The sequence below is a fragment of the Streptomyces saintjeani genome (assembly GCF_055409605.1).
Genome location: NZ_CP189624.1, coordinates 4,713,238 through 4,724,985 on the forward strand (window position 1 = coordinate 4,713,238; position 11,748 = coordinate 4,724,985).

At 69.3% G+C, this 11,748-nt stretch carries 10 protein-coding genes; 6 read left to right on the top strand and 4 right to left on the bottom strand.

Annotation, left to right across the window (positions count from 1 at the left end):
- Window positions 1-8: 8 nt before the first annotated feature.
- From yidC to rpmH, 4 genes are read right to left on the bottom strand one after another with little or no spacing between them, the layout of a single operon-like run.
- Complete coding sequence (gene yidC, locus ACQCO7_RS21380) at window positions 9-1,292, bottom strand: membrane protein insertase YidC (protein ID WP_464073349.1); 1,284 nt, start codon at window positions 1,290-1,292, stop codon at window positions 9-11.
- 3 nt (window positions 1,293-1,295) lie between these two features.
- Window positions 1,296-1,649 carry a membrane protein insertion efficiency factor YidD gene (gene yidD / locus ACQCO7_RS21385; RefSeq protein ID WP_464073350.1) on the bottom strand — a complete coding sequence of 118 codons (354 nt, stop codon included), beginning with the start codon at window positions 1,647-1,649 and terminating at the stop codon, window positions 1,296-1,298.
- Window positions 1,646-2,017, bottom strand: a complete 372-nt coding sequence (gene rnpA / locus ACQCO7_RS21390; protein WP_010353457.1) for a ribonuclease P protein component — start codon at window positions 2,015-2,017, stop codon at window positions 1,646-1,648. Before rnpA ends, yidD begins: the two co-directional genes overlap by 4 nt.
- Window positions 2,018-2,038: 21 nt before the next feature.
- On the bottom strand, window positions 2,039-2,176 hold the full coding sequence (gene rpmH, locus ACQCO7_RS21395; RefSeq protein ID WP_003975051.1) for a 50S ribosomal protein L34: 138 nt from the start codon (window positions 2,174-2,176) through the stop codon (window positions 2,039-2,041).
- Window positions 2,177-2,552: 376 nt separating this feature from the next.
- Here rpmH and dnaA point away from each other — a divergent pair, with 376 nt between their 5' ends.
- The 6 genes from dnaA (at window position 2,553) to gyrB (ending at window position 11,740) form a co-directional block, all read left to right on the top strand.
- Window positions 2,553-4,457: a chromosomal replication initiator protein DnaA gene (gene dnaA, locus ACQCO7_RS21400; RefSeq protein ID WP_464073351.1), complete on the top strand. Its 1,905-nt coding sequence runs from the start codon at window positions 2,553-2,555 to the stop codon at window positions 4,455-4,457.
- Window positions 4,458-5,352: 895 nt separating this feature from the next.
- Window positions 5,353-6,483, top strand: a complete 1,131-nt coding sequence (dnaN, locus tag ACQCO7_RS21405; RefSeq protein ID WP_010353455.1) for a DNA polymerase III subunit beta — start codon at window positions 5,353-5,355, stop codon at window positions 6,481-6,483.
- Window positions 6,484-6,616: 133 nt separating this feature from the next.
- Window positions 6,617-7,492 carry a phosphogluconate dehydrogenase (NAD(+)-dependent, decarboxylating) gene (gnd, locus tag ACQCO7_RS21410; protein ID WP_464073352.1) on the top strand — a complete coding sequence of 292 codons (876 nt, stop codon included), beginning with the start codon at window positions 6,617-6,619 and terminating at the stop codon, window positions 7,490-7,492.
- Between the two features lie 19 nt (window positions 7,493-7,511).
- A complete protein-coding gene (gene recF, locus ACQCO7_RS21415) occupies window positions 7,512-8,633 on the top strand; it encodes a DNA replication/repair protein RecF (protein ID WP_464073353.1) in 1,122 nt (373 codons plus the stop codon).
- Entirely contained in the window at window positions 8,630-9,205 is a 576-nt protein-coding gene (locus ACQCO7_RS21420; RefSeq protein WP_464073354.1) for a DciA family protein, read from the top strand. Before recF ends, ACQCO7_RS21420 begins: the two co-directional genes overlap by 4 nt.
- Before the next feature lie 471 nt (window positions 9,206-9,676).
- Complete coding sequence (gene gyrB / locus ACQCO7_RS21425; protein ID WP_464073355.1) at window positions 9,677-11,740, top strand: DNA topoisomerase (ATP-hydrolyzing) subunit B; 2,064 nt, start codon at window positions 9,677-9,679, stop codon at window positions 11,738-11,740.
- Window positions 11,741-11,748: the final 8 nt, after the last annotated feature.

Genomic DNA, 11,748 nt, shown 5'->3' on the forward strand with positions numbered 1-11,748 from the left:
GCTCCTTCTTACTTCTTGGAGGGGGACTTGGGGCGCTGCGGGCCACCCTTGCGCTGCCCGGACTGGGCTTTGCTGCGGCCACTGCCGGTACCCGGCTTGGGCGCGGCCGGCTTGGCGGCAGCGGGCGGAGTGTCCTGCGGCTCGTCGGACTTGGTGAGCGACGTAGTCGGGGCGGACTCACCGGCCGGCTTGGCGGCGGCGGGGCCGGACTGCCGCTGGGACTTCGACTGACGCTTGGGCTGCTGGCGCTTGGGAGCGCCGGCCGGCGTCGTCGTACCGTCCTCGTTCTCGACGACCTCGACCTCGCTCTTGGTGACGCTGCCGTCGGCCTGGGCGGCGAGGCCCAGCTTGGTCAGGCCGTTGATGAACTTGCGCTCGGCCTCGTTGCGGTCGCGCCCCTTGGCGACGATCGCCTTGACGATGACCTTCTCACCGCGCCGGCTGATCTTGCCGTGGTGCGTGACGTGCTTGGTGAGCCGCTCCAGGTACGCGGCCTGCGCCTTCGAGCCCGGCGTCGGGTTGTTGCGGATGACGAACATCTGCTGGCCCATGGTCCACACGTTGGTGGTCAGCCAGTAGACGAGGACACCGACGGGGAAGTTGATGCCGAAGAAGGCGAACATGACCGGGAAGATGTACATGAGCATCTTCTGCTGCTGCATGTACGGCGTCTTGACCGTGGTGTCGACGTTCTTCGTCATCAGCTGGCGCTGCGTGAAGAACTGCGAGGCCGACATCAGGACGATCATGATCGCGGTGACGACACGGACGTCCATGAGGGAGGCGCCGAGCTTCTGGACCGTCGCCTCGCTGTCCATGAACTTCACGGCCAGCGGGGCGCCGAAGATGTGCGCCTGACGCGCGCTCGCCAGGAGGTCGCTGTTGATGACCCCGATCGTCTTGCCCGAGGCGATACCGCTGAGGACGTGGTACAGGGCGAAGAAGAACGGCGACTGCGCGAGGATCGGAAGGCACGAGGACAGCGGGTTGGTACCCGTGTCCTTGTACAGCTTCATCATTTCCTCGGACTGGCGCTGCCGGTCGTTCTTGTAGCGCTCCTGGATCTTCTTCATCTCGGGCTGGAGCGTCTGCATGGCGCGGGTCGCCTTGATCTGCTTCACGAAGAGCGGGATCAGGCAGATCCGGATGAGGATCACCAGAGACACGATCGACAGGCCCCAGGCCCACCCGGTGTCGGGGCCGAAGATGGCCCCGTACACCTTGTGGAACTGGACGATGACCCAGGACACAGGTGTCGTGATGAAGCTGAACAGGCTGGCAATCGTGTCCACTAATCATGCTCCTTGGGCATGGGACGGGGGCTCTGCTGCCGACCCCGGAGGAATGGTGCCTTCGGTGGCCGGTTCGGCGGCGGAGGTCCCGCCCGTGCGCGCACGCCAGGCGTCGCGCAGCATCTCGTGCCACCGCGGTCGTTTCCGCGGGGGCACGTGGTCCACACCGCCCAGGGACCACGGATTGCACCGCAGGATGCGCCAGGCGGTGAGCGCCGTTCCCTTGACCGCGCCGTGCCGGTCGATGGCCGTATATCCGTAGTGGGAGCACGACGGGTAGTACTTGCACACCGGCCCGAGCAGCGGACTGATCGTCCACTGGTACAGCTTGATCAGGGCCAGCAGCGGGTACTTCATCGCGTGCCCCCTCCCAACAGCCGTCGCAGGGCGGCATCGAGGTCCTGGGCCAGTTGTGCATGGCCGGCGTCGCCCGATCCGGGCAGCGCTCGTACTACTACCAGGCTACCGGGGGGCAGCGAGGCGATCCGCTCGCGCATCAGGTGCCGCAGCCGGCGCTTCACCGTGTTGCGTACCACGGCGTTCCCGACGGCCTTGCTCACGACGAAACCCGCACGCGTCGGGGGAGCGCTCTCCCCAGGCGCGTGCGGGTCCGTTGCATCGCTGCGAAGGTGGACGACGAGAGTCGGGCGTCCGGCCCGACGGCCTCGCCGTACCGCGGTCGCGAAGTCCTCGCGCCGCCTCAGCCGGTTCTCGGTGGGCAGCACGACGGCATGACCTGACCGGGATCAGGCGGACAGACGGGCGCGACCCTTGCTGCGGCGGGTCGCCAGGATCGCGCGACCGGCACGGGTACGCATCCGCAGGCGGAAGCCGTGGGTCTTGGCACGACGGCGGTTGTTCGGCTGGAAGGTGCGCTTGCTCACTCGGGGGCTCCAGAAATCAAATCGGGGGCGGCGGGTGCCGTCCTGGCTGTCACCGTGCGCCCACGAGTAGCTCTCGCTTACGCCCGAGTGCACCGCTTCCCGATCACCTGACGCGATCTGTGCCCATCGGAGGCAGGCGGCAGCAGCCATCGACAACTCGACCTGGTTACGGTACGCGGGGCTGCGCCATCCGGTCAAACCAGAGGCTCGCGGGAGACACTGTCCACAGCCTGGGGACAACAACTTGAACCGTACCCCGCGCGCTGACTACCGTGACTGGACTCCGATTCGTTCCCATGTCCACCGCCCCACCCGATTTACATCCCGCACCGTCCCGAGATCACACGATCGTGGGACCTTCGAGAGAGCGTGCCCTGTGGCTGACGTACCTGCCGATCTTGCCGCAGTGTGGCCGCGAGTACTGGAGCAGCTCCTCGGCGAGGGCCGCGGCCAGGGGGTGGAGGTCAAGGACGAACGGTGGCTGCGGCGCACCCAGCCGCTCGCGCTGGTCGCGGACACGGCCCTGCTCGCCGTACCGAACGAGTTCGCGAAGAACGTCCTGGAGGGGCGGCTCGCGCCGATCGTCAGCGAGAGCCTGAGCCGCGAGTGCGGGCGGCCGATCCGGATCGCGATCACCGTCGACGAGTCCGCGGGCGAGCCCCCGGGCCCGCCGTCCACGCCGCAGCCCCGGTACGACGAACCCGAGCCGCCTCCGCAGTCGTACGAGAAGCCGCCGTACGACGCTCCGTCCCGGGGCGACTACGAGCAGCAGTACGACGATCCCTACGACGGCGGCTACGGCCGGCACCGGCCCGAGCCCTCCGGCGAGCGGCCCCTGCCGACCGTCCGCCCCGCCTACCCCGGCGAGTACCAGCGGCCCGAGCCCGGCGCGTGGCCGCGCTCGGAGCGGTCCGAGCGGGGGGAACGCCCCGAGCGGGGCGAGCGGTCCGACGACTACGGCGGGTGGCAGCAGCAGCGGCTCGGCTTCCCCGAGCGGGATCCGTACGCGGGCGCGCCGCAGGAGTCGTACGGGCAGCAGGAGCCGTACCCCTCCGCGCCCGAGCGGCGTCCCGGGGGGTACCGGCCGGCGCCCGCCGAGCGGGGGGCCTACGAGCCGCCCTCCCGGCCCGACTACGACCAGCGCGATCCCGTACGGCGTGAGCTGCCCGAGCCCTCGCACCGGCCCGGGGGGGCGCCCGCGCCGGTGTCCTCCGCGGGGGGCGCCGGGGCCAAGGGGCCGGGGGAGCCGACCGCCCGGCTCAATCCCAAGTACCTCTTCGACACCTTCGTCATCGGCGCGTCCAACCGGTTCGCGCACGCCGCGGCCGTCGCCGTCGCCGAGGCGCCCGCCAAGGCGTACAACCCGCTGTTCATCTACGGCGAGTCCGGGCTCGGGAAGACGCACCTCCTGCACGCCATCGGGCACTACGCGCGCAGCCTGTACCCCGGTACGCGCGTGCGGTACGTGTCCTCCGAGGAGTTCACCAACGAGTTCATCAACTCCATCCGGGACGGCAAGGGGGACAGCTTCCGCAAGCGGTACCGGGAGATGGACATCCTGCTCGTCGACGACATCCAGTTCCTCGCGGACAAGGAGTCGACGCAGGAGGAGTTCTTCCACACGTTCAACACGCTGCACAACGCCAACAAGCAGATCGTGCTGTCCTCCGACCGGCCGCCCAAGCAGCTCGTCACCCTTGAGGACCGGCTGCGGAACCGTTTCGAGTGGGGGCTCATCACCGACGTGCAGCCGCCCGAGCTGGAGACGCGGATCGCGATCCTCCGCAAGAAGGCCGTCCAGGAGCAGCTGAACGCGCCGCCGGAGGTCCTGGAGTTCATCGCCTCCCGGATCTCCCGCAACATCCGGGAGCTGGAGGGCGCGCTGATCCGGGTCACCGCGTTCGCGTCCCTCAACCGGCAGCCGGTGGACCTCGGCCTGACCGAGATCGTCCTCAAGGACCTCATCCCCGGGGGCGAGGACTCGGCCCCCGAGATCACCTCCACGGCGATCATGAGCGCCACGGCGGCGTACTTCGGCCTGACGGTCGAGGATCTGTGCGGGACCTCGCGGGGGCGGGCGCTGGTCACGGCCCGGCAGATCGCCATGTACCTGTGCCGCGAGCTGACGGACCTCTCGCTGCCCAAGATCGGTGCCCTGTTCGGCGGCCGGGACCACACGACGGTCATGCACGCGGACCGCAAGATCCGCAACCTCATGGCCGAACGCCGGTCGATCTACAACCAGGTGACGGAGCTGACGAACCGCATCAAGAACGGCTGAGACGGTACGAGGCTGAGGGCGCTCCCGGTGGTTCGGGGGCGCCCTTCGCCGTTGCCGGGGCAGTGGATGGGGCCGTTGCCGGGCCAGTGCCGGGGCCGTGGGTGGCCGTGGGCGTTCGAATTTCCGTGGAGGTTACGGGTGTTGTCCACAGATTGCTCGGGTTTCTGGCCTCCACAGGGTGTGGACTGCGAAGTTGTCCAGACTGTGTCCACAGGCTGGGGGTGTGCGAGATCATCTGGGCAGGTCAGGTGCCTGTGGATTCGTGGATAAAGGTTATCCACAGGCTGTGGACGGACTCGGGGTCCACAGGGTGGGGAAAAAGTTTTCCACCGGGTTTCCCCAGGTTGGAGGGCGTTTTCCCCAGGGTGGAGGGGGTTCTCCACAGCGTTGTCCACTGTTCGGCAACACGACGCGCCTCCTCACCGGGTCGAGTGAAAGGCGTCACACGAAGGTGCCGGGTTGGCCTGTGGGAAACGTGGGTAAACCTGGGGACGCAGCTGGGGACAACCGGCCCTGATCTGTGGACGGGGTGTGCAGAACTTTTCGTTCTCCACAGACGAGGTGGGTTATCCACCGGTGCCATCCACAGGGTCGGTGGATAAAATTTGGGCTCTGAGCTGGGAAAACGGGGTTATCCACCGTATCCACAGGCCCTACTACTAAGACCAACTAGAGAGAGCCTGGGAATCGGTTCGAAGCGGGGCCTGTGCACAACTCGCTCCGCCGCCTCCGGCTGCCCGTGGTCACGACTTGACCCCGAGGGGCACCAGGTGTCAGTGGGGTGCGTCAGACTGGTCCCCGGATGTCCTTCCCCTCGCCGAGGGCCGTGACACCCAGACAGACGACCAAGGCGAAGCAGGCCGAGAAGCGCCGGCAACAGCAGGAGGCGGCAAGAGTGAAGATCCGGGTGGAACGCGACGTACTCGCGGAGGCCGTGGCCTGGGCGGCGCGCAGCCTCCCGGCCCGCCCGCCGGCGCCTGTCCTCGCCGGGCTCCTGCTGAAGGCCGAGGAAGGCCAGCTGAGCCTGTCGAGCTTCGACTACGAGGTCTCCGCGCGGGTCGGCGTCGAGGCCGAGGTCGACGAGGAGGGCACGGTGCTCGTCTCCGGCCGCCTGCTCGCGGACATCTGCCGGGCGCTGCCGAACCGGCCGGTGGAGATTTCCACAGACGGTGTACGGGCCACGGTGGTGTGCGGCTCCTCGCGGTTCACGCTGCACACACTGCCTGTGGAGGAGTACCCGGCGCTGCCGCAGATGCCGAACGCGACGGGCACCGTGCCGGGCGAGGTCTTCGCCTCCGCCGCCGCCCAGGTCGCCATCGCCGCCGGTCGTGACGACACGCTGCCGGTGCTGACGGGTGTGCGGATCGAGATCGAGGGCGACACGGTGACGCTCGCGTCGACGGACCGGTACCGGTTCGCCGTCCGCGAGTTCCTGTGGAAGCCGGAGAACCCCGAGACGTCCGCCGTGGCCCTGGTGCCCGCGAAGACGCTGCTCGACACGGCCAAGGCGCTGACCAGCGGCGACAGCGTCACCCTGGCGCTCTCCGGGTCGGGGTCCGGCGAGGGTCTGATCGGCTTCGAGGGCGCCGGGCGGCGGACGACCACACGCCTCCTGGAGGGCGACCTCCCGAAATACCGGACGCTCTTCCCGACCGAGTTCAACTCCGTCGCCGTGATCGAGACCGCGCCGTTCGTCGAGGCGGTCAAGCGCGTGGCCCTCGTCGCCGAGCGGAACACGCCGGTGCGGCTCAGCTTCGAGCAGGGTGTGCTCATCCTGGAGGCCGGGTCCAGCGACGACGCACAGGCTGTGGAGCGGGTCGACGCGAACCTCGACGGCGACGACATCTCGATCGCCTTCAACCCGGGGTTCCTGCTGGAGGGCCTGAGCGCGATCGGCTCGCCGGTGGCGCAGCTGTCGTTCACGACGTCCACGAAGCCGGCCCTGCTGAGCGGCAAGCCCGCGCTGGATGCCGAGGCGGACGAGGCGTACAAGTACCTGATCATGCCGGTGCGTCTGAGCGGCTGAGCCGTGGCGGGGCGCCAGAGCCTCAGCAGGTGAGCGCTCAGGCCCACAACTGTGCGCTGACCTCCGGGTCTAGGCTCGGGGCGGGGAGTCGATCCCCGCCCCTCCCGCCCCACCGCAACCTAAGGAACCACTGATGGAGCTCGGTCTCGTCGGACTCGGCAAGATGGGTGGCAACATGCGCGAGCGGATTCGCCGCGCGGGCCACACTGTCGTCGGGTACGACCGCAACCCGGACCTCGCGGACGTCCACAGCCTCAAGGAGCTGGTGGACACGCTCCAGGCGCCGCGCGTGGTGTGGGTGATGGTTCCGGCGGGGGCGCCGACCCAGGCGACCGTCGACGAGCTGGCCGAGCTGCTGGAGCCCGGGGACGTCGTCGTGGACGGCGGGAACTCCCGCTGGACGGACGACGAGAAGCACGCCGAGGAACTCGCCGCCCAGGGCATCGGGTTCGTCGACTGCGGTGTCTCCGGCGGCGTCTGGGGTCTCACCAACGGGTACGCGCTCATGTACGGCGGCGCCGCCGAGGACATCGCCAAGGTCCGGCCCGTCTTCGACGCCCTGAAGCCCGAGGGCGACTTCGGCGCCGTCCACGCGGGCAAGGTCGGCGCCGGGCACTTCGCGAAGATGGTCCACAACGGCATCGAGTACGCCATGATGCAGGCGTACGCCGAGGGCTGGGAGCTGCTGGAGAAGGTCGACTCCGTCACCGACGTGCGCGAGGTCTTCCGGTCCTGGCAGGAGGGGACGGTCATCCGCTCCTGGCTGCTCGACCTCGCGGTGAACGCCCTCGACGAGGACGAGCACCTGGACACGCTGCGCGGCTACGCGCAGGACTCCGGCGAGGGGCGCTGGACGGTCGAGGCCGCCATCGACCACGCCGTACCGCTCCCGGCGATCACCGCCTCGCTGTTCGCGCGGTTCTCGTCCCGGCAGGACGACTCGCCGCAGATGAAGATGATCTCGGCGCTGCGCAACCAGTTCGGCGGGCACGCCGTCGAGTCCAAGTAACACCCCGGAGAGGTCGGCCATGCACGTCACGCATCTGTCGCTGGCCGACTTCCGTTCGTACGCCCGGGCCGAGGTCCCGCTCGACCCGGGCGTCACCGCGTTCGTGGGCCCCAACGGGCAGGGCAAGACGAACCTCGTCGAGGCCGTCGGCTATCTCGCGACCCTCGGCAGCCACCGCGTCGCCTCGGACGCGCCCCTCGTCCGGATGGGCGCCGACCGCGCGATCATCCGCGCGCAGGTGCGGCAGGGCGAGCGGCAGCAACTGGTCGAGCTGGAGCTGAACCCCGGCCGGTCGAACCGCGCCCGGATCAACCGGTCGAGTCAGGTCCGCCCCCGGGACGTGCTCGGCATCCTGCGCACGGTGCTGTTCGCGCCGGAGGACCTCGCGCTCGTCAAGGGCGACCCCGGCGAGCGCCGCCGCTTCCTGGACGAGCTGGTCACGGCCCGCTCCCCGAGGATGGCCGGGGTCCGCTCCGACTACGAGCGCGTCCTGAAGCAGCGCAACACGCTCCTCAAGTCGGCCGCCCTGGCGCGCAGGCACGGCGGCCGGACCATGGACCTCTCCACCCTGGACGTCTGGGACCAGCACCTCGCCCGCGTGGGCGCCGAACTCCTCGCGCAGCGCCTCGACCTGGTCGCCACCCTCCAGCCGCTCACGGACAAGGCGTACGAGCAACTCGCCCCCGGCGGCGGCCCGGTCGCCCTGGAGTACAAGCCGTCCGCGCCCGGCGAGGCGCACACCCGCGAGGAGCTGTACGAGCAGCTGACGGCCGCCCTCGCGGAGGCCCGCAAGCAGGAGATCGAACGGGGCGTCACCCTCGTCGGCCCCCACCGCGACGACCTCCTCCTCAAGCTCGGCCAGCTCCCCGCGAAGGGGTACGCCTCGCACGGCGAGTCCTGGTCGTACGCCCTCGCCCTGCGCCTCGCCTCCTACGACCTGCTGCGCGCCGAGGGCAACGAGCCGGTGCTCGTCCTCGACGACGTCTTCGCCGAACTGGACGCCCGCCGCCGTGAACGCCTCGCCGAGCTGGTGGCCCCCGGCGAGCAGGTGCTGGTGACGGCCGCGGTGGACGACGACGTGCCGGGCGTACTGGTCGGGACGCGGTTCTCGGTGTCGGACGGTCAGGTGGAGCGGGTATGAGTTCCGACGAACGGGACGCGAGGGAAGTTCCCGGCATTTCGCAACCCGGCACCTCCGCGCCCCTCGCGAAAGAGCCGTCCGGCGTCGACCTCGCCCGCGTCGCCCTCAAGGCCGCCCGTGAACAGGCCCGCGCGCGCGGCGACGCGGTCCAGCAGAAGAAGCAGGCCCGCCGGGGCGGCGGCCTGCGCTCCGGCGCGCGTGCGGACGGCCGCGACCCCATGGCGCTCGGCGCCGCGATCAACCGCCTGCTGAACGAACGCGGCTGGGAGGCCCCGGCCGCGGTCGGCGGGGTGATGAACCGCTGGCCGGAGATCGTCGGCGAGGACATCGGCAAGCACTGCGTGCCCGAGCGGTACGACGAGGACGCGCGCGAACTGGTCGTGCGCTGCGACTCGACGGCCTGGGCGACGAACCTGCGGCTGCTGGCGCCGACCCTGGTGGCCCGCCTCAACCAGGACCTGGGGCACGGCACCGTACGGCACATCAAGGTGCTGGGTCCCGGCGGCCCCGTACGCCGTTACGGGCCCCTGCGCGCCCCCGGGAGCACCGGCCCCGGCGACACTTACGGGTGACTTACATCACGCACCTCTCCCGTCGCGCCGGGTGGTGCGGCGCCGGTGTGTCCCCCGCGCACGCGCGCGCGGGTTCGTCATGACGACGCGCGCGGGATCGGCGTACTCCTGCGGCGCCTGCTCCGACGTACCCAAAACGCTTGTCCCGCAAGGCTGTAGACGGCGTATGCGGTGGTGAATCCCGACCTGACTCGCCGGTAGCCAAGGGTTGACAGCCGGAAGCGCTGAGTGCCGCTGTGAGCCTCTTGGAGCCCCCGTCCGTATATCGGGAGTCGTGAGAGGCGGGTTGAGGGCGGCACATGCGGACTCAGGTACCGGCAAACCCCCATCACTGTCGGTGCTACCGGTAGACTGGAAGCCAATCCCGCCCCCAGCGTGGGGACCGCCCGGGACCCGCTGAGCAACGCTGATCAAGGCTTACCAACGCAACACGCCGCAGCCGCTCCGGCAACCTGCCGAGGAGTCTGGCTCGTGCTGTGCCAGAAAGGGCGCTTCGTGGCCGATTCCGGCAACCCCAACGAGAACATCCCGTCCACCGGCACGGGCCTGAACGGCGAGGTCACCGCCTCGTACGACGCCAGTGCCATCACCGTCCTCGAAGGGCTGGACGCGGTCCGCAAGCGGCCCGGTATGTACATCGGCTCGACCGGTGAGCGGGGTCTGCACCACCTCGTGTACGAGGTCGTGGACAACTCCGTCGACGAGGCCCTGGCCGGTCACGCGGACACCATCGACGTCACGATCCTGCCGGACGGCGGGGTCCGGGTCGTCGACAACGGCCGCGGCATCCCGGTCGGCATCGTGCCGTCCGAGGGCAAGCCGGCCGTCGAGGTCGTGCTGACGGTGCTGCACGCGGGCGGCAAGTTCGGAGGCGGCGGCTACGCGGTCTCCGGCGGTCTGCACGGCGTCGGCGTCTCGGTCGTGAACGCCCTGTCGTCGAAGGTCGCCGTCGAGATCCGCACCGACGGCCACCGCTGGACGCAGGACTACAAGCTCGGCGCCCCGACGGCCCCGCTGGCACAGCACGAGGCCGTCACGGAGACGGGCACCTCGGTCACGTTCTGGGCGGACCCGGACATCTTCGAGACGACCGTCTACTCCTTCGAGACGCTCTCGCGGCGCTTCCAGGAGATGGCGTTCCTCAACAAGGGCCTGACCATCAAGCTCACCGACGAGCGCGAGTCGGCGAAGGCGACGGCCGGGGCGGACGAGGCGGGTGCGGACGAGAAGGACGAGGTCAAGACCGTCACGTACCACTACGAGGGCGGCATCGTCGACTTCGTGAAGTACCTCAACTCCCGCAAGGGCGACGTGGTGCACCCCACGGTCATCGACCTGGAGGCGGAGGACAAGGACAAGAGCCTCTCCCTCGAAGTCGCCATGCAGTGGAACAGCGGCTACAGCGAGGGCGTCTACTCCTTCGCCAACATCATCCACACGCACGAGGGCGGCACTCACGAAGAGGGCTTCCGCTCGGCGCTCACCAACCTGATCAACAAGTACGCGCGCGACAAGAAGCTGCTGCGCGAGAAGGACGACAACCTCACGGGCGACGACATCCGCGAGGGTCTGACGGCGATCATCTCGGTGAAGCTGAGCGAGCCGCAGTTCGAGGGCCAGACCAAGACCAAGCTGGGCAACACGGAGGCCAAGACCTTCGTGCAGAAGGCGGTCTACGAGCACCTCAACGACTGGCTGGACCGCAACCCGGTGGAGGCCGCGGACATCGTCCGCAAGGGCATCCAGGCGGCCACCGCGCGCGTCGCCGCCCGCAAGGCGCGCGACCTGACGCGCCGTAAGGGCCTGCTGGAGTCGGCGTCGCTGCCGGGCAAGCTGTCCGACTGCCAGTCGAACGACCCCACCAAGTGCGAGATCTTCATCGTCGAGGGTGACTCCGCCGGCGGTTCGGCCAAGTCGGGCCGCAACCCGCAGTACCAGGCGATCCTCCCGATCCGCGGCAAGATCCTGAACGTCGAGAAGGCGAGGATCGACAAGATCCTCCAGAACCAGGAGATCCAGGCGCTGATCTCCGCGTTCGGCACCGGCGTGCACGAGGACTTCGACATCGAGAAGCTCCGCTATCACAAGATCATCCTGATGGCGGACGCCGACGTCGACGGCCAGCACATCAACACCCTGCTGCTGACCTTCCTGTTCCGCTTCATGCGGCCCCTGGTCGAGGCCGGGCACGTCTTCCTGTCCCGCCCCCCGCTGTACAAGATCAAGTGGGGCCGCGAGGACATCGAGTACGCCTACTCCGACCGCGAGCGCGACGCCCTCCTGGAGATGGGCCGCCAGCGCGGCAAGCGCGTGCGCGAGGACTCGATCCAGCGCTTCAAGGGTCTCGGCGAGATGAACGCCGAGGAGCTGCGCGTCACGACCATGGACCAGGACCTGCGCGTCCTCGGCCAGGTCACCCTCGACGACGCCGCCCAGGCCGACGACCTGTTCTCGGTCCTCATGGGCGAGGACGTCGAGGCCCGCCGCGCGTTCATCCAGCGCAACGCCAAGGACGTCCGCTTCCTCGACATCTGAGTCGGTCT

What these genes read in the sequence shown, in the direction of transcription:
- gnd (WP_464073352.1), top strand. Translation starts at nt 6,617, where the DNA reads ATGGAGCTCGGTCTCGTCGGACTCGGCAAGATGGGTGGCAACATGCGC.
- yidD (WP_464073350.1), bottom strand. Translation starts at nt 1,649, where the DNA reads ATGAAGTACCCGCTGCTGGCCCTGATCAAGCTGTACCAGTGGACGATC.
- recF (WP_464073353.1), top strand. Translation starts at nt 7,512, where the DNA reads ATGCACGTCACGCATCTGTCGCTGGCCGACTTCCGTTCGTACGCCCGG.
- ACQCO7_RS21420 (WP_464073354.1), top strand. Translation starts at nt 8,630, where the DNA reads ATGAGTTCCGACGAACGGGACGCGAGGGAAGTTCCCGGCATTTCGCAA.